Genomic DNA, 19,746 nt, shown 5'->3' on the forward strand with positions numbered 1-19,746 from the left:
GATGCCAATATGAATATAAAAATGTTAGTGAAACAAGCCAGCTATGTGATATTATGCTCAGCTCTGCTGACGGCATGCAGCCAAGGAAAAACGCAAACGTCAGATACTTCGACGGAAGCTGTAGTAGCGGCCGCGGCGAGCACTTCAAGTGCGCAAACGCTGGGGTATGTCAAGGAAATGGATAAAACCAAAATCATGTCATTCTCCATTGATGTTGATGAAGCGAAGTGGCAGGAGATGCTGGATAACGCAGCAGAAGAGGAATACATTTCAGCGGATGTTACGATTAACGGAACGACCATCAAGAATGTCGGAATCCGGCCCAAAGGTAATTCCAGCTTGAAACAAGTTGTAGCAGACGATACGACAGACCGTTACAGTTTTAAAATTAAATTCGATGAGTACGTAGACGGCCAAACGTGGATGGGTCTCGACAAAATCGTCGTTAACAACATGCAGTCCGACAGCAGCTACATGAAGGAATATTTGAGCTATGACATCATGAGCTATATCGGGGTCGACGCACCGCTGTATGCTTTTGCAGATATCCAAGTCAATGGCAAGTCATGGGGCTTCTACTTGGCGGTTGAAGTGATAGACGGCAGCTTCCTCGACAGAACGAAAGACGGCGAAGGTGAGCTGTACAAACCGAACAATGATGATGGCGACATGCCAGGTGACATGGGCAAAATGGGGAATGCTCCGGGCGCAAATGGCGAAACCGCCGGAGCCGGTACACAGGCCGCTACAGGGGATACTGGCGCAGAGGCTGCGGATTCTTCGCAGATGCCAGGAGGCGATGCTGCAACGCAACAAACCGGCATGCCTCCAATGGACGGCAACGGGAACCGTGGTCCTGGCGGAGGCGGCATGAATGGCGCGCAGAACGGAGTTTCCCTCGTTTATACCGACGATGAGATCAGCAGTTATTCCGCCATTTTTGATAATGCTGAAACGAAAACGGATGAAACCGACTACGAACGCGTGATCGCGGCGCTAAAAAATCTGAGCACAGGGACAGATTTGGAGTCGTCGGTGGATGTGGACGCGGTATTGAAATATTTTGCCGCGCACACGGTCGTGGTGAATATGGACAGCTACACCTCCAATATGGGGCATAATTATTACCTCTATGAAAATGACGGTCAACTCAGCATGCTGCCTTGGGATTACAATATGGCATTCGGCGGGTTCCAGGGAGGTAGTGCATCAGATGTCGTCAATCAGGCCATTGACACGCCGCTCTCCGGTGTAAGCCTGGAGGATCGCCCGATTCTTAGCAAGCTGCTTGAAGTGCCTGAGTACTTGGAGAAATATCATACCTACTTGCAAGAAATTGTGGATGGTTACTTTGCGGACGGTAAATTCGAACAAACGGTTGCGAACCTCGATCAATTGATTTCCAGCCATGTGCAAAACGACCCAAGTGCCTTCAACACGTATGACGAGTACAAAGCTGCTGTTACGGAGTTAACGAAGCTGGGAACACTTCGCTCGGAGAGCATTCAAGGTCAGCTTAACGGAGAAATCCCCTCAACGACCGAGGGTCAAAAAGCTGACGCCAGCGCACTGATCGATGCCTCAACGGTGGATCTGTCGAAGATGGGCAACGGGATGGGCAAAGGCGGTCCCGGAGGCAAAGACGGCTTCGGAGGCGGGCAAGGCCGATTTCCGAATGGGATGAATGGCGGTAACCAATGAAGCATTGCTTGCATCGACAGTTAGATGGATATATAATTATATATGCATTGTAAAAAAGGGGGGGTTACATTTTGTCTGACATGACCGAATCGCAATTTACCAGAATATCCAGAGCATTGGCCGAACCTCGGCGTTTTCAGATACTCAAAGAAATTAAGGATTCCAGTCAACCGTTGCCCTGCAGTATGTTGCTTGAGACCCATAACGTGAGTGCAGCTACAATTTCTCACCATATTAAGGAGCTTGAAATTGCGGGTTTAATACAGAGCATTCGCGAAGGTAAATACATGAGCCTTGCTTTTCAACCAGAGGTACTGCAAGCATATCTAAATAAAATTTCTGAGGATCTAATAAAAAATCTAGCTGAGTAATAAAAAGAAAAGGTCATGAGTCGCTAAGGTGGTAACCCTAACGACTCATGGCCTTTTCTTTTAGAGAATTTTATGCGGCTATCTGGGATACTTCTTTGATTTTGGCTTTACGGGTAAGCGGTATAAAGAACAGGATAGACAAGAACCCGATTAGTAAGAACACGATGCCTGACCACATCACACTTTGAATACCCAACCCATTGATAAATGCGCCACCAACCATTGTACCAATGGTAACCCCAAGATTTCCAAAAGCAACGAAAAGACCATTAGAAAAGTCTGGTGCTTCGGATGCCGAAGACGTGATCATATATTGGGAGATATTAAGGCCAAATGTAAACAACACGCCCCATAATGCAATAAGCAGTATCATAGGAACCGTGAACGATCCAAATAAGAATAGGACCAAGTAACTTACAACGAAAACGAGTGGAAACACGAAGGCAGTTTTCAACGCATTGTTCGTTAATAATTTACCAGCGAGCAAATTCCCCACCATGCCTGTTAAACCAAACAGGATAAGCATCATGCTAATCATATTTGAAGACATTTCCGTTACACGTCCAAGGTACTCTGCAAAGAAGCTGAAGGTTGCATACATACCAGACAGGATAAAAATCGCACCAAAGATGGCTGCCCAAACGACACCTTTCTTCAATACTCGAACCTGTGAACCATAAGATTGCTTTTGTTTAACAGGCAGAGAAGGGACAAAGAGAAGAATAGCCAAGAAGGTTAAAGCATTGACGACAGCAAAGAACAACATCGCTAGCTCAAGATTCGTGTTCTCTGCAATGAAAGAAGCAATTGGAGTTCCAATAACCATTCCCGCGGTGACACCCATGAACACACGACCGATGGCTTTCGGAGCCATTTCCGGATTTACAGAGGAAGCAGCTGCCGTAAAGGCAACAGAAAAGTAAACGGGATGTAAGAACGCTGGAACAATTCTGGCGATTAAGGCTATTGTAAAATTGGGTGCGAACATGGACACAAGATTACCGACCACAAAGAGCCCGATAACCAGCAGCATAACGCCCTTACGATTAAACCCTGAAAACAACAAAGGCAAAATTGGACCTGAAATCGCTACTGCGAGTGCGAATAAGCTGACAAGCAAACCGGCAGTTGAAACGCTAACGCCAAAGTTTTCAGCAATGAGCGGCAAGATCCCGATAATGCCCATCTCTGTATTAATAATTCCGAAGATCCCGAAAGCTAGGATAAAAATGATAAAGGCTTTTGATTTCGTAACAGACACAAAAATTCACTCCTATTTGTATAATTTTTTTATCACTGATTGAAAAGTGACAGAAAAAATGTGGATGAGTTTTTTTTGGGATCAAGCTAGAATCGTGACAAAAGGATAACCTCCTCGTTATCAGTTAGACGCATGTATAACTATCGCATTGAAAGTGATAATCGTCAAGAGCAAAAATGTTTTCAGATTAACGATTAAATACTTGACATAAGTGTCATGATGATATGATACTTTGATAATCGTCTAACTAAAATAAGACGGGCCTTAAGAACAATGCGGAGCCTAAGTGCTGAATAAAGACAGAGCAACTGGGGAAATTTAGTAGTGCTGTCGGTTTCATTAGTCGAGCAAGCATACTGAAAAAGGTGGATCTCACATGGATTGGACGAAGCTTGCCCACAAGAAACTACATAAATCGTTCACTGAGAGTCGGAATTCACCCGATCCCACTGTAGTAAACCTTACAAGTATGCTGGAAGAGAATGAGGCAGCGCTGAAAGAAGCGTTTCGTCAATGTTCGGATATCGTTTTTCGAGCGTTATCACCGAAAGACATGCCTGGCATGCTGCTGGTCTATGTAGATGGCATGATTGAGGCTGAGCTTGTGGAAACCAACGTGTTGAAGCCTTTAATCTACGAAGGCTTGCCGCAAGGACTGGGAACCATAGAATCCATTGCTCAAGTGTACGAGCGGCAGCTTCTATCCGCCCTGCAGCTGCAGAGGTCAACTGAATTTGGCGAAGTCGCTACTCGTATCCTGAAAGGCGATCTAGCCATTTTGGCAGATGGGGAAGAGACAGTAATCTTGATATCTGTCAAGCAGATTGCTGCACGAGGCATCGAAGAATCAACTTCGGAGCCGGCGCTTCGAGGACCAAAGGAAAGTTTTACAGAGAGATTGCGGACGAATACGGTTCTTTTGCGTTCGAAGATTACATCGCCTAATTTGAAAATAGAAGCAGTTTCGGTTGGCAGATTGACTAAGACTGACCTCGTTATTGTGTATATGGAAGGTCTAGCAGACGTCCATTTGCTGGACGAGGTTCGGGCTAGAATAAATCGGATTGATATCGATGGGATTTTTGATTCCGGGTATATTGAGGAAGCGATCGAGGATACGCATTTTTCTCCTTTTCCACAAATCATGAGCAGCGAGCGTCCTGATGTCGTGGCATCAGGGTTACTGGAAGGTAAAGTTGTCATTATTACTGACGGGTCACCATTTACACTTATTGTCCCCATGACATTTTGGAGCGGTTTGCAAGCCCCGGATGATTATTACGAACGCTTTTTATATATCTTGCTAAACCGGACAGTTCGCTATTTCTTTGCAGCATTTTCGGTGCTTTTACCGTCATTCTACATAGCTCTTACTAATTTTCACCAAGAACTGATTCCTACCAAGCTCATGATTACCATTGCTGCGCTTCGTGAAACCGCACCTTTTCCGACGGTTATCGAAGTCCTTATGATGGAGGTGATGTTCGAAGGGCTGCGAGAGGCAGGTCTTCGCTTGCCCAAACCGATTGGACCGCTCGTTAGCGTCGTTGGTGCGCTTGTCATCGGAGAGGCAGCGGTGAGTGCTGGAATTGTATCATCACCGATCGTTATTGTCGTCTCCGCGGCGGGTATCGCGTCATTCATCATTCCTCGCTACCGGTTTGGAATTCCTCTGAGAATGCTGCGCTTTCCGCTACTTATCCTGTCCGGCATATTTGGCTTGTTTGGCTTAACAGCAGGCATCATTGCCATACTTATACATTTGATTCAACTTCGACCGTTCGGAATGCCTTACTTATCCCCGCTAGCGCCGATTTCCCGACAATGGTTGAAAGATTGGTGGCTTCGAATGCCGCAACGGTTAACGAAACGAACCGAAGCTTCCGGTGATGGCGATCCGCCATGAGTACCCTTCGCGTCATGATGACGTTATTACTATTTTTCCTCAGTGTACCCTTTACTGCCTCATGCGGAAATCGGCGAGAGCCCGATCGATTGGCGTTCGATATGGGTGATGGACTGGATCTGACGAAGGATGGCAAGCTGCAGGTTAGTTTCCAGATCGCGATTCCTTCCGGTATAGGCGGGGGAAGCTTGGCAGGCGGAGGGGGAGCATCCAAGAACACATTCGAACTGACAACGGCGACTGGCATTAATGTATACGATGCGATGCGTAGAGCGCAGAAGGAGTTACCCCGTGAGATTTTTCCGGGACATCGTGAAGTTGTCATCATTGGCGAGCGGTTAGCCAAGCAAGGTATTGGCAAATTGTTGGATCAATTTGTTCGTAATCCCCGATCGGTTTTGCGTTCCAAGTTATTCGTTGTCAAAGACGGTGATGCCAAGGAAGTTCTGGCAAATAAAGCTACATTCGAACCTTTCACGTCACTTGCATTGAAACGGCAGGAGGAGATATTTCGCTTACGGTACGTTTATTTCCACGATTTTATGACGGATGCCCTAACCGAAGGTATAGACCCACTCGTTCCGGCAGTAGGCCTTACTGCGTACGCTAAGCCTTATTATTATGGTTCCGCTGTTTTTCATACGAAGGAGGGGTTAAAGGTCGTGGGTTTTCTCAATGACCATGAATCTGTCTACGCCAATTGGATTGCGGGCAAACAGACGGGATTCGATTTTTCTTCGACGATTGAAGGAGAACAAGACACGATAAGCCTCAAGTTCAAGGCCCTGAGAAGCCAAATTCAGACACAGATTTCTGGTAATCAGGTACATGTGAACGTCCTATTGTCTGGAACTGGAGCAGTCGTAGAGAACAATACCCATCTGAATCCGAATCTTGCTAAGGACCTCCGCATTATTGAACAGGCTGCTAATGATAAAACGCGTCGTGAGATTGCAACGATGATTGCCCATGTGCAGAAAGATTATCGGGCTGATATTTTTGGTTTCGGGAATGCCTATCACCATCAGCATCCCGAGCGCTGGAAAGCAGCCAAAGAGCATTGGAACGAACAATTTGCAGAGCTGGAAGTGTCAGTCGAAACCCGTTTGAATTGTATACGTAATTCAGGACTAGCCTCGGATCCAATCGTTGTGGAATGACTAGCTGCGTGAAGGTGGAAAGGAGGGGGAGATCACATGCGAATCAAAGGGGTTATGCAGCTTTCTGGATCACAACTTATTTGGAGCCTGCTGGTTATTGATGGATGCAATATTATTCCATTTGTGAAAAGTGCAATTGTCGAAGCGAAGCAGGACGCATGGATCTCCATTGTGATTGCAGGTGTGGCGGTTATTCTTCTGACGTTGGCATTTATCCGATTAAGCCTGATGCACCCGGGGCAGACACTAACGAACTTTAGTCAAAAAGTTTTAGGTCCTTGGTTCGGGAGGCTTATCATCCTGCCATATTTTGTAGCTTGGTTTTCGATATCCGTTCTAATTCTACGGTACAGTGGAGATTTTATTCAGACCGTACTGCTTGATCGCTCTCCCGTATGGGTTGTAATGCTCATTCTATCGGCTTTGACACTCTATTGCGTGCACGGGGGCATTGGAGGAATTGGACGTTACAATGAAGTCGTGGGTCCGTTGTTTTTTGCAACAACCATGGTCAGCTATATACTGAATACTCACAATTTAAAATGGGAGCGCGTCATGCCCGTATTTTATGATACGGGTTGGGCACCGATCTTGAAAGGAATGGTGCCGCTTGCCACACTGCTTGGTGGGGAGTCACTCCTTTTGTTCGTACTCGTTGCATTTATGAAAGACGGTAAAAAGGCAGCTGTTCTGTCGGCATTTGCCCTCGGGGCTACGACCTTGACATTCGTCACTGTAGCTATGTTGAGCCTCTTGGTCTTTGGTCCGACGCTAGCGGCAAAAATGCAAGATCCATTCTTCTCGTACTTAAGAACAGTCGATATCATGGAGTTTATCCAACAAATCGATACTTTTATGTTTTCGCTATGGATGTTCGGCGTGACTTCCCTGTTATCCATACACGTTTTTGTTATCAGCTATGAAGCATCCTTATGGCTGAATATGAAAAGTTGGTATAGGCTCATTTGGATAGTCGGACCTGCTATTTTCGTCACTGCGCTAATTAATCCGAGTGCAATCCAGTTCGAATCGTTTTATGTCTGGTGGAGCTATTATATGTTTCCGCTGTGTGGTATCTTCCTACCGTTCGTCCTGTTGATTGCTTCGCTAATCGCAATGGTGAGGGCTAGAAAAGATGGCCAAATTACTTAGTGGTAAACCAATGATCAGACTATTTTCTAAACATGAGGTCAAACATGTCCCAGCCTAGACGGTATTCACATCTGATGCACAATATTCCATCAAACACGAGCATTGAATACCCGCTGAACCCATGGATTGCGCTGTGGTGGTCTGCAGCTTTTCCTGGGTACGGACATTGCTTGATCAACAGCCCGTTGATCGGCTATTCATTAATTATCTTTGAGTTTACGATTAATAACCTTGCAAAGGTTAATCAGGCCATTTATTGCTCCATGCTGGGGGATTTTAGTGGGGCGATGCATGTAATTGATCAACGATTTTTCTATCTGTATATCGGGGTCTATGTTTTCACAATGTTTGATTCTTACCGAAGATGTGTAGACATGAATAATAATTATATCCTTTCATTTCGGACGACCTCTTACACCAAAACGACAAGAGCTTCGTCATTCAGTATCAATACACTGAACAAGGTTAGCCCTGTAGCAGCTACCTACTGGGAAATGATTATGCCGGGATTAGGTTCTTTGTACTTAAATCACTTGATTTCGTTCTTTTTCAGCCTCATTACTTGGACAATTACGATCGCTGCTTCTCGTTTCTACATCGGTTTATACCAGACGTGTATTGGTAATTTTGAAAAAGTAAAAACTGTCATTGATCCTCAATGGTTTTTATTTATCCCCTCTATATATGGCGGGTATGTTTATTTCACATATTCCCAGGCAGTGATCAACAATATCCAGTTCAAACTTTCCCAAGCCCAATTTCTGAGATCTGAATATCAAAGTCGTGCATTTAAATTACCGTTGCAGGCGCTGACTGCGAGAGGAGAGACGACGAGCATGTTAATCGTGGCTTCATTTGAGCACTCTACCGCTATTGAAATAGCTCTTACTGAGCTTGAAAGGATCGGCATACAGAAATCCAATCTATTCACGTTACCACTGCGGATTCGTAATGAGAAAAAGAAAATATTCGACAACTCTCATTACTCGGATGGTGTAAGCTTCGTTGATCTTGCGACCATTCTTGGATCCATTCTTATGCTCGTTGGAGGGATATACGGGTTTGTACTAAAACAGGGGCCAGTACTTTGGGCATTATATGGACTGGTCTCAGGTGGCTTGCTTGGATTTTTCATCAAATTAATAGCTATTAAGAAACTTCCCACAGTGGATTTGTTTGGCAGGGTAAGAGCAACAGAAGTTGTCATGATGGTTCGGTGCAAGGCGGATGATCACGAGCGGGTTATCACCACTTTATGGCATAATAAAGCGCTTGGCGTTACGGAATATGATGAAGCAGAAGCAGTACCAAATTTTCAAACATACTAGAGTAAAAATTAAAAAGAGAACGGAAAGAGAAAAATAGGTTGCCAGTTGTTACTGGTTAGCCTATTTTTTTTGTTGTTTTTGGTTACTAAACACTTTTATGGGTCTAAAGGCTCTTAAACACGTTAAAGTAATGCAATGTCATTATTGGGAATGTGACTTTAGAAGTGATTAAATAGGAGGATTTATCTAATGTTGCAAGGAACTTTTTCGTTGTTTCGACAAAAACTATTATTGTTTTAATACTTTTCTAAACATTTTATGAGAAAATGCCGATATGAACTTTATGTACATCGACATAATTCTACAAAAGATAGGTATTGAGTAGGGGGTTTCAAGAACTATTCTTACGTAGGTGTTGATGAAAACTATGAAAAGGGGAGTAAACGTTGAATAGACGTCGGAAAGCCGGATGGGCCAAACTATTAATTGCTGCATTGTTACTACAGTACATACCGCTCTTACACGGCGGGTTGAGTGTTGCACAAGCTGCAGGAGTGGCTAACGGAACCAACACAGTGCTGCAGAATACATACGGTCCAGCAACAAAAATTACGGATTATACATGGAGTAGAGTAACACCGAATCTTTCGCCTGCTGCTAGACAAGGTGCCTCCATGGTCTTTGACGAGATGGCAGAGAATGTGCTCATGTTCGGAGGCCAGGATAACAACAAGTTCTTTGATGAGACATGGATATGGGATGGTAAACAAAAAACTTGGCAGGAACGCCTGAACCTTGCGAGCTCTCCTCCAAAACGCAAAGGTGCAGCCATGGCTTATGATCCAGGCACTGGGAAAGTTCTTCTATTCGGAGGCGAAGGTCCGTCCGGCGTACTGCTGGGTGATACTTGGCTTTGGGATGGTATGAATGAAGAATGGGAGCAACTTACAGGTCTTCCTGACTCCCCGACAGCTCGCGGAGGCGCTCAAATTGCCTTCGATGGAGAACAGTTGGTTCTATTCGGCGGATATTCGGGCAGCGGAAGTTCTAAGACTCTTCAAGATGATACATGGCTGTGGAATGGAACGGGCTGGACGGAGGCTAATCCTACTGAAAAGCCGCCTGCTGCTTATGGCGGGCAGATGGCTTTTGACGGTCAAACAGCTGTGCTCTACGGCGGGAATGCAGGATCTATTACGAAAGAGTATACGAGTACTGGTACGAAAGTAACGAAGTCGGTCACGCACGATGACAGCTCCCCATTATTATGGAAGTGGAACCGGGAAACCAAGTCATGGAGTTCGACGGATGGTCCGGAGGGTTACGGCCGATGGGGGCAAGCGATGGCCTATGATGGGCGCCGCGTTGTCTTTTTTGGCGGAGAACGCGACTATGTCCATAATTATGATAACGAATTGGTTAAAAAATTAAAGCTGCCAACGAGTACGTACCCTCCGACGTTCGGTAGCATGGCTTATGGCTGGTATAAAAGCGGTTGGGAAAAAGCTCCTTTAAAATTCTCCACCGGGGTTATGTATAAAAGTAATGTGGATAAGGACGGAAAGGTTTATGAGGTCCAAGGGCAACCCAATCAGGTGCCTTTCCCATTAAGTTATGCCAACATGGCGTTTGACGGCAAAAACTTCGTTATGTTCGGCGGAAGTCGCGATCAAATTAGTATCATGGATAAAGTTTTCGGCTCAGTAGTTGATTCTGTACCCGCAGGCAACATGAACGAAACCTGGCTGTATGGCTATACGCCTCCGACAGCGCCTGGTGTTAAGCTTACAGTGGATCCGATGGAGATGATCTATTTTGATCCAAAACATATAGATGACACTATAAGCGTAGTTACGAATGTCTATGATGACGGTACTAAAGACATTACCGCACGAGGAGTAGAGTACCGGGAATACCTTCCAAAAGTTGAAGGAGAAGAACAGAAATTTGACAAATGGATCCAAGTACCTTATACAGGTACAGAAGAAGGAACAAGCTCCTTTACAGTTGTATTAAAGGGTCTGAAGTGGCAGCAAAAATATCAAGTTCGCGGCTATGCAGCCAACGAAATTGGTAAGAGCTATACGGAACCAGTGCCAATCATCTTGAATGATGATGATCAGACGATAAAAACACCTGATGTTCTTAAGTACGACAGGATTGGCCCATCGGTTCTGCATGTGAAAGACAAGAAGCGATTGGTCGCAGTGGGTACAGGCATTCCTAATCTATTTCGTAAACCTGTAGGAGATATGCATTACTATTTGCAAAGCAAGGATGGCACCCAATATAACCTTAAAACCAATGTTATTAATGAGCGTCAATTGGAGTTATTCTGGGATGAAAAAGATGGGGCTTTGCCTCCAGGGAATTATGATATACATCTGAATCATCTTTACTATGGCGACTATGTCTTCCCAGACGGTCTTCTAATAACAGCACTAGACTTCTACAAACCAAGAAACTTCGCCAGAGTAGATGTACCTAGTACATCTGCAAGCAATGAAGTAAACAGTCTTGGATTGCAAGGGTCCTTCACAGAAGAACCGGATGAAAAAAAGCTTGGCATCTATGTTCTTAACGACACGACTGAACCAGTAGTTATTAACGACTCGGTCATGTTCAAGGGATCTAGTCTTGTTGTTAACAAACAAACTAACCCAGCCACAATAACTGGCAACGGCCGCTTATACGTCAATGGCGGTGGAACTCTCGGGTCGAATCTATCCTACACGATTCATGACGGGCCGTTTACCATCACATCAGACAAGTTCTCTTTCGACTTGAACGGTTCGGAAGTGACGGACTACTTGAATATGGACATGCCCGTCAAAGCAAGCTCGCTTATTTTCACAAAAGAAGGCCTGCGCCTAACCGGTGATCTGGAAATCGGCTTGCAGGTAGGCAGTCAAAAGGTTAAGGAAACTGTGCCGTTTGATGGTCTGAAATTCCGCAATAACCGCTTTGATTTGTCGGGCACCTTTACGATGAAAAATAGCTTTCAAGTTGGCCCAATCAAAGCAAGTGATACCAAATTCGTCGTGGAAAGCCGCATTCCTTATGTCGGTGTTCAGGGGACAGGCAGCATACCGGATACGAAGTTAAGCTTCGATTTGAATATGAGAACCAAACAAGGACGTTTGGATAGCGTAAACTTTGGCATGTATCAGAAAGTGAAGCTGGCGTCGACAGGTCTTCAAGTCAATTATCTGTTCGGCAGCGTGGACAAACTTGCTGAGATGTCTCAGATTCCTCAAAAATTCGCTGTCACCGGATCTGTGAACGATGTTATTGTCCCTGAAATGAAGCATCCTCAGGCGAATTACAAGTTTAATCTGATCGGTACGGATTCCATTAATACGGATCTAACGACCTACGGTTTTAACGGCAGCGGAACGGAATATTACTATTGGCTGCCAGTGAAGAACATGAACATGCAAACAGTAGTGAATCCGGCAACGGCTGGAATCAAAGGATTTTCTTCTCCGGGCTTTGCGACGAAAGGCGACATCAATCTTTTTGAAGTCGTCAAAGGAGCCATTGGCACGTACTCTTTTAACCAAAAAGGATTCAACGGCGCAATTAAAGGAACGGTTTATGTTCCAAAAGGGATTCCGCGTATAGGCGGAGCGACAGTAAGTAACGTTGCACTCAGTGTAAATGAAACAGGGATATACGGTACTTTCAAACATAACGGCGTAGGCGCTAATCTAAAGTATACGTTCAACAACAATACGATTCTGTTCGAAGTGGAAGCAGAGCCGCCTAAGAAGTCCTGGTGGGAAAAAGGTCTGGATTTCGTGAACAATGTTTCCGATTTTATGGACGCAGCAGAACCATGGCTGGACATTGCGGAAGAATTGTTCTTAAGGAATACGGATTCAGGGAAACAGATTAAAGAGGGCAATGAGGTCAGGATCGCTGCTGCGAACCCGCTCAAGCGCGTCTTTGATCTAAAACCGGTCAGCCTGTCTTTCCAACCGGAGGAACCGGTGCATATCGATGCGAAAGCGCGCATTGTGAATGGACAGCTTACATCGCTGGATCAAACGCCTCTAATTACAACGGAAACCAATGCTACAAACGGGAAGTCGACGGCTTCTTTTGCGGCGGATCGCTCCTTCACGGCACTGATTGCCTTGACAGGAGACCAACGAGCTGCTGTTTTAAAAGCTACTCCATCAGGAAAAGGTCTTGAACAGACCATACTTCCAGAAATTAGCTATGATGCGGCCAACCAAACGACCTATATGCGCGTATCATTGTTTGCTGGCAAATGGAGTCTAACAACAAACACGAGTAGTCACATTCAAGTGAATGAATTGTTATTTGCTAACGAATCGCTGAACTTGAATCAGTTGGCGGAGCTGTGGTCGCAAACACCGGATCGCTCGGTTACTTCATTTACAGTGAAAGAGCGTGGAAGCTACGTACTTAACGTTGGTGAAGCTCAAGGCGATGTTATAGTGTACAAACCAGATGGACGGCCATACAGTCTGAATACGGCACAGAACGAACCGAATTGGAATGCTTTGCGCGACGCCAATGGTCATGTGTACACGTTAGTGGATGCGGTCGAGGCCGGAACATGGATGATAAGCGCAGGCACAAGTCCAAGCGCCGTATTAAGCACAGTACCATCTAAGGTGAAAATCGAGGATGTTGCGCAGTGGGTGCAGGATCAAGCTTATCCTACCGTGTTTGATATGACCAAGACAGATAATGGTCAAGCGATTGTAGAGATTTACGGGGCGAATGAGCAGACAAAGCTGTATGCTCCAAATGGTGAATTGTACAAGCTTCAACCTGACCCGAGTTTGCCAGGTTTGAATGTGCTGTATGATGAATCACAGCAGAAGAAAACGTTTTTGCTGGATGGTACTGATTTGAGCGGACAGTGGAAAGTTGTAAGCAGCAGTTTTACGAGTGTTGTTGCCTACAAGTCGACAAGGAAGTTTAAGTCGATTAAACCACTGACGATGGAAGGCCGATTTAGCAAATATTTTGATATCGCCGAAAAGGGCGATTATATGTTGACGGTCAGCGGCGGAAATGCCAACACGGTGATTACGGCACCTGACGGTTCGCCGTACACGCTGAATTTTGATGCTCCTGCTGGCAACGCCTATTTGCAACCGGCGTCAGACCGAGTATCGAGTGCAAGCCCTAGCGGAGATCCGCTTGAGCAGACGAATATTTCAACACCAAATCCAGTGAACGACGGCAGGGATACGCTTTACGTATCACTTCTGAATGCACCAGCTGGCAAATGGATGATTCAAAACGCGAAAAAAGTTGATCTTCAAATGCAGAAATTAATTCCTCAACCAGAGATCAAGGCTTCCGTGACTGCTGTAGCAGACGTGGAAAATCGTATTAAAGTAGCGTGGTCCATGGAGAATGCATCCTCTGATGCCCAAGTAACCATGATGCTAACGGACAGCGCCGATCAATGGGTTGGAGAAGTGATCCAAAGCGGTCTGCCATCTTCCGGCAGTAAAGCTATTGATCTTCCGACTTCCATGCTGCCTGGAACTTACTATCTTTCTGTAGTAGGGGAAAGTGCAGATAAAGCACCGATCCATGCTATTGCGGAAACAACCGTAGAGGTGACTGCGCCTATTTCACTGAGCACACCTGAGCAACCTAACGTGCTTTCTACAGGAAATGGAGAAATATCCTTGCACTTTGCTTCTATTGCAGGTAACGTGACTGCTTATCGTATCTGGGTAAGTGACAGCACGAGCGGCAAAACGGCAGTTCCGGCGATGGATATAAAGCCTGAAGCGGGAAGTGAGCAGAACGCCGTAATGACTGGATTAACGGCTGGAGCAACTTACCAGATAGCCGTTTCGGCTATTGGCAATGAGCAAGGGCGTGTTGTGCTCAGCCCAACATCTGCGAGTGTGACGACGGATTTGCCAGTTCCGCAGCCGTCAACGTTAGCTGTGGCGCTTGATGCTGGCGCACAACCCGTCATTAAACAAACGTATACGTCATATGACGGAAATGAAGAGACGTTGTTGCTTACAACAGCTGAACAAGCTTCCTTGAAGGTGACTTCCGATCAAGACGCTGCGATTACTTTGTCCGTGAATGGACAGCAGCTTGGCAGCAGCGAACACGTAGCAGCTGGGGGAACTTACACGTTTGTTCTGCAAGATCTGCTTCAAACGGCTGTACTGAAAGAGCGGGAGTATAACGTATTGGTTGAAGCCGTGAATGAGCGCGGTGACCGCAGTACAGCATACCGCAAGGTGTTCATTGACCGCACCGGACCGATGTTGATCGCTTCCGGAGGCAATGACGCGCAGGGCAAGCCGATTTTACTAAATGGTATAGTTACGGATACAAGCAGGGTTTATATCACCGGTCAAACAGATGCGGGAGCCAAGCTTGTTGTGAACGGTACGAATGTTCCCTTGGATGATAAAGGAAAATTCGACTATTACGCACCATTGGAGTGGGGAACATCGACGGATCGAGTGCAGTTCACGATGACGGCTACGGACGGGGCTGGCAACAAAACCGAGTATGGTTTTGAAGTCATTCGGGGTGTTGCCGAAGCGATTCCGACAACTCCTAGCGATCTAGCCGCATTGACAACTGGCAACGCGCAGATGCGCGCCCCATATCAATTCGGTACAACGGCTTATCAAGCTTTAGCTTATTCGGACAACGTCCGTGTTTATGCAGTTCCGATGGCTGCTGCTTCTGTCGTGACGATTGACGGCAAGACAGTTTCTGAGAGCGGTTATGTCGATATCGCGGTACCTGTTACAGGGAAATCGGTCTCCATCAAAGTGCATTCCGATAGTGCAGGAGACAAGTTCTATACACTAAGTCTTGATGGAACAGGTTCCAATGAAGCATTGTTGGCTACATTGAAACTTACGAATGCCACGGCCTCGCAAAAAAGCGATGTGATCCCGGCTCAAGCCTTCACAGGGGCGGAAGAAAGCTACGCTGTTTATGTGGATAACACCGTGGACACAGTAACCTTGACACCTGGTGCTATGAAAGCAGGTTCCAGCATTAAGGTAAAAGGACAATCTGTTCAGAGCGGGCAAGCATCCCAAGCGATTCAGCTGCAAGTTGGCGAGAATCAAGTGCCTGTGGTGGTTACTTCTCCGGACGGTGCGGAAACACGCACGTACCAAGTAGCCGTATGGCGGGAACCAAGTGGCAATGCGTTGTTGCAAAGCTTGGGGCTTGCTACGGACGGAGCTGATCTGTTAACTGATTTTAACCCGGCAGTGAAAAATTATGAGGTACTAGTGCCTTACACAGCGGTCGAGTTTAAGCTTCTGCCAGTTCCCGAACAGTCGGATGCAGAAATTCATATCGATGGTCAAAAGGTAACAAGCGGAGCGGTCTTGCCCCTTCCATTTACTAAGGATGCACAAACCTATGCTATTGAGGTTAAAGCTCAAGATGGAACGACGCTCACCTATAACGTTTCTGTATTGCGTAAGCAGACAGTGCCTGGACAGCCGCCATTATTAGCGAGTTTGCAGGCAGATACGATCTTGGAAGGTGCTTTTACGCCATACAAGCTTAAATACAAAACGATTACAACAACCCAGAATGGCAAAACGATAATCACGGCGATTACTAATGATCCAGAGGCGACTGTAACGGTACAGCATGTTAAACAAAAAGGCGGCGGCACCTTTTTACCTGATATAGGCATTGGAAGCAATGCGATTATTGTAAATGTGGAGTCGGCGGACCTGAAGTCTTCACAGACCTATTCCATCGATGTAGAACGTATAGGAGAATCAGAGCAATTAGATTCTGGTTCTAATATTCGCCAAACGACAGTAGTAGGAAGCTCAGGAGGCTGGACATTCCAAACCAACATCGTGAGGACCCAATCATCAGATGGCAAATCGCTCGATACGGTGAAATTGGATGCCACGGATGCACGTACGATTTTGGAAAAAGCTGTACAGAACAATGACCATGTTGCTCGCATCTATGTAACGGATTTGCCGAAAAATCCAGCAGATGAGCGCATTGTCAGCTTAAATGCAGAAACGGTTAGCTTGCTTGCTGGTGGCGGATTGTCGCTGCAACTGGTGCTGCCTGACGGCCAGATTACGGTATCGGCTGAGTCCCTGAAGCAAATGGGCAAAGACGGTAAGGATGCTTACTTCCGAATTATTCCGGTCCGTGTTGAAGCTGAGCGCAGTGAAGTCACAAAACGCGTGCAAGCTGCTGAGCTTGTGCTCAAAGATGCAGGAGACCGATCTGTCTCCATTATTGGTCAACCGGTCAAGATTGAGACAAACTATTCAGGATACAAGACGGAAGTCGTATTTCCGCTGAATAACCTCAGCCTGCCGGATAACGCAGCAGCGGCTAAACAAATTTTGGATGAGCTGGCTGTGTACATTGAACATAGCGACGGCGAAAAAGTGCTAACGCACGGAGAAATCCGTTATGATGCGGATGGCAAACCAGTCGGTATTGCTATTGAGATCAGTAAGTTCAGTACATTTACCATTATTCAGAAAAATGGAGCGAATGCACTGAAACCTTATTTGTCCGGTTATCCGGACGGCACATTCCGCCCATCACAAGCCATTACGCGTGCGGAATTGGCGATGGTTTTGAATCGGATTGGCGCTGGTACGATCAACAATGATTCGGCTTCGGCGCAACCTAGCGGTTATCCGGACGTTGCCAAAGAACATTGGGCGGCAGAAGCCATTGCCAATATGCAACGCGCAGGCGTGATGCTTGGCGATGACACCGGCTTCCGCCCGGATGACGCGATTACGCGCGGGGAAATGGCCAGCATTGCTGCAAGGCTGCTTCCTGCGGGAGATGCTGTTAGCACCTATGCGGGATACAGCGATACGCAAAAGCATTGGGCTTTCGAAGCCATTAAGAAAGCTTCGCAAGCGGGCATTTTGCAGGGGTATTCGGATGGCACCTTCCTGCCGGAAAAGCAATTGAATCGTGCGGAAGCAGTAACGATTTTGAACCGATTGTTTAAGCGGCCGACCGCCGATGTGAAGTCATCGAGCTGGCCGGATGTACCGCAGGAGCATTGGGCACTTCGTGAGATTGAATCAGCCTCCGGCACCGTACAAACGTTGTCTGATGGCAGTGTATACGTGGTACCTAGTCATTAATAAGTTTTAAACATTAAAGCCCATGAGCATGAACTGCTCATGGGCTTTTACGTGTTAAAACGCATGTTTCTCTAAACTTGTTATTTTGCTGGTAGAAGCTGCAGAGTTGGTTTAATATATGAAGTATGCGCTAACAAGTTTAAGAATTTAACAGAAGTGAGGGAGTTATGATTCTATTTGACTTTATAGTCAATATTGCTATATTTTCACTGCTAGTCAGCACTCCATTGGTCATCCGGTCGTTTATTCACCAAAAGCCGATTAAGTATTTTAGTTTGTGGGCAAGCCTTTATGCTGGGGTTGTTTCGGTTATTCTCGTCATCCTTTCTATCAAGCAGCAAGGGTATGCCTACGATATTAGATACGCGCCCGTTATTCTTGTTTTTGCTTATTTTGGGCCGATCCCTGGGGTGATAACCGGGTTATTCTCACTGCTTACCAGACTTGTTTCCGGTGGAAATTGGGCTCCGGCAATCATAGGCTGGATGATCAATATGATGATTTTGTGTGTTGTACATAAAATCATGTCTCACAGCTCACAATCCAAAAAAATCGGCTCACTTTTTATGGCTTATGTTGCGGGATATTTGGTAACGATCCTGTCGTTTCATATCTTATTGACCGAGCCGTTATTTCATTTGCAATATGTCCTGTTTGTCATGTTAGGCGTCATTTTGGGCGGCTTGCTGATCGAATCGAATGATCGGCTTTTAAGAATTAATAGGCAAAATAAATATATGGAAGCGACGCTGGAAAAAAGCGAATCGAAGTACAAGCTGATTGCTAATCATACTTCCGATTTGATCATCGTTATGGATCAAAATCATACGGTGAGTTATTTTTCTCCTTCCCACGAGCTTGTGTTAGGGTATGAACACCACGAATTAATAGGGAATCTATTGTGCATGTTGGTGCACCCTAAGGACTTGGAAATCTTTCGTCAAACGATTTCGACGATGATTGGGGGGCAGGAAGGCTATTCATTGGAAGTTCGCCTTAAACATAAAGAAGGACATTGGAAAGAGTTTGAATCCCGCTGCCAGCCTGTCAAAGGTAGTCATTATGTCATCGTCATCAGCCGCGATATTTCCGACCGCAAAAAAGCGGAAGAAATTCTATTGCAGTCAGAAAAGCTTTCGATTGTCGGAGAGCTCGCGGCAGGGATTGCGCATGAAATTCGAAATCCTTTAACGACAATAAAGGGATTCCTACAAGTATACAAAGAAGGCAATTATTCGAGAAAACACAATGAATTGCTGTTATCCGAACTCGAACGGATTGAAGCCATTACCAGTGAATTTCTTTCATTAGCCAAACCTCAATTGACACAACTTACAGTTACTGACCTGCGTGAGCTGGTGAAATACACAACTGAGATTTTATCCCCCGAAGCACTCCTGAAAAATATTGAATTTCAATTGAGCTACGAAGCGACACACTTCCCGATCAGCGGAGAAAAAAATCAGTTAAAACAGATGCTTCTGAATATCATCAAGAACGCAATGGAGTCGATGCCTGATGGCGGAGAGATCCAAATTTGTTTGCGCAAAGACGGGGAGCGTCATGGTGTGATTGCCATTAAAGATCACGGTTGCGGCATTCCGGAGGAGCTATTGCCGAAATTAGGGGAGCCTTTTTACAGTTTAAAGGAGAAGGGGACTGGGCTTGGTTTAATGATTTGCAAGAAGATTATTAAGCAGCATGAAGGTGATATTACCTATTCAAGTAAAATGAATGAAGGAACTTTAGTAGAAATTCGGCTGCCGTTACTTCAAGCATGATTT

At 45.7% G+C, this 19,746-nt stretch carries 9 protein-coding genes; 8 read left to right on the plus strand and 1 reads right to left on the minus strand.

Annotation, left to right across the window (positions count from 1 at the left end):
- The first annotated feature begins 9 nt into the window (after nt 1–9).
- Nucleotides 10–1,701: a CotH kinase family protein gene (locus AC3WTJ_RS12335; RefSeq protein ID WP_492521985.1), complete on the plus strand. Its 1,692-nt coding sequence runs from the start codon at nt 10–12 to the stop codon at nt 1,699–1,701.
- Nucleotides 1,702–1,781: 80 nt separating this feature from the next.
- The gene (locus AC3WTJ_RS12340; protein ID WP_492522229.1) at nt 1,782–2,072 is read left to right on the plus strand and encodes an ArsR/SmtB family transcription factor; all 291 of its coding nucleotides are present in this window, start codon (nt 1,782–1,784) and stop codon (nt 2,070–2,072) included.
- 70 nt (nt 2,073–2,142) lie between these two features.
- Here the strand turns inward: AC3WTJ_RS12340 and AC3WTJ_RS12345 are convergent, their stop codons facing one another.
- Nucleotides 2,143–3,333, minus strand: a complete 1,191-nt coding sequence (locus AC3WTJ_RS12345) for an MFS transporter (RefSeq protein WP_492521986.1) — start codon at nt 3,331–3,333, stop codon at nt 2,143–2,145.
- 376 nt (nt 3,334–3,709) lie between these two features.
- Between AC3WTJ_RS12345 and AC3WTJ_RS12350 the strand changes: the two genes are divergently transcribed.
- The 6 genes from AC3WTJ_RS12350 (at nt 3,710) to AC3WTJ_RS12375 (ending at nt 19,743) form a co-directional block, all read left to right on the plus strand.
- The gene (locus tag AC3WTJ_RS12350; RefSeq protein ID WP_492521987.1) at nt 3,710–5,239 is read left to right on the plus strand and encodes a spore germination protein; all 1,530 of its coding nucleotides are present in this window, start codon (nt 3,710–3,712) and stop codon (nt 5,237–5,239) included.
- On the plus strand, nt 5,236–6,399 hold the full coding sequence (locus AC3WTJ_RS12355) for a Ger(x)C family spore germination protein (RefSeq protein ID WP_492521988.1): 1,164 nt from the start codon (nt 5,236–5,238) through the stop codon (nt 6,397–6,399). Before AC3WTJ_RS12350 ends, AC3WTJ_RS12355 begins: the two co-directional genes overlap by 4 nt.
- A 36-nt stretch (nt 6,400–6,435) precedes the next feature.
- Nucleotides 6,436–7,551 (plus strand): GerAB/ArcD/ProY family transporter, encoded by a 1,116-nt coding sequence (locus tag AC3WTJ_RS12360; protein ID WP_492521989.1) that lies wholly within the window; start codon nt 6,436–6,438, stop codon nt 7,549–7,551.
- A gap of 44 nt (nt 7,552–7,595) precedes the next feature.
- Nucleotides 7,596–8,879, plus strand: a complete 1,284-nt coding sequence (locus AC3WTJ_RS12365; protein WP_492521990.1) for a hypothetical protein — start codon at nt 7,596–7,598, stop codon at nt 8,877–8,879.
- 386 nt (nt 8,880–9,265) lie between these two features.
- Complete coding sequence (locus AC3WTJ_RS12370; protein ID WP_492521991.1) at nt 9,266–17,962, plus strand: cadherin-like beta sandwich domain-containing protein; 8,697 nt, start codon at nt 9,266–9,268, stop codon at nt 17,960–17,962.
- Between the two features lie 167 nt (nt 17,963–18,129).
- A complete protein-coding gene (locus AC3WTJ_RS12375; RefSeq protein ID WP_492521992.1) occupies nt 18,130–19,743 on the plus strand; it encodes an ATP-binding protein in 1,614 nt (537 codons plus the stop codon).
- Nucleotides 19,744–19,746: the final 3 nt, after the last annotated feature.

It is taken from the genome of Paenibacillus sp. FW101-FHT12H11, assembly GCF_058790355.1.

What these genes read in the sequence shown, in the direction of transcription:
- AC3WTJ_RS12340 (WP_492522229.1), top strand. Translation starts at nt 1,782, where the DNA reads ATGACCGAATCGCAATTTACCAGAATATCCAGAGCATTGGCCGAACCT.
- AC3WTJ_RS12360 (WP_492521989.1), top strand. Translation starts at nt 6,436, where the DNA reads ATGCGAATCAAAGGGGTTATGCAGCTTTCTGGATCACAACTTATTTGG.
- AC3WTJ_RS12355 (WP_492521988.1), top strand. Translation starts at nt 5,236, where the DNA reads ATGAGTACCCTTCGCGTCATGATGACGTTATTACTATTTTTCCTCAGT.
- AC3WTJ_RS12335 (WP_492521985.1), top strand. Translation starts at nt 10, where the DNA reads ATGAATATAAAAATGTTAGTGAAACAAGCCAGCTATGTGATATTATGC.
- AC3WTJ_RS12365 (WP_492521990.1), top strand. Translation starts at nt 7,596, where the DNA reads ATGTCCCAGCCTAGACGGTATTCACATCTGATGCACAATATTCCATCA.
- AC3WTJ_RS12375 (WP_492521992.1), top strand. Translation starts at nt 18,130, where the DNA reads ATGATTCTATTTGACTTTATAGTCAATATTGCTATATTTTCACTGCTA.
- AC3WTJ_RS12350 (WP_492521987.1), top strand. Translation starts at nt 3,710, where the DNA reads ATGGATTGGACGAAGCTTGCCCACAAGAAACTACATAAATCGTTCACT.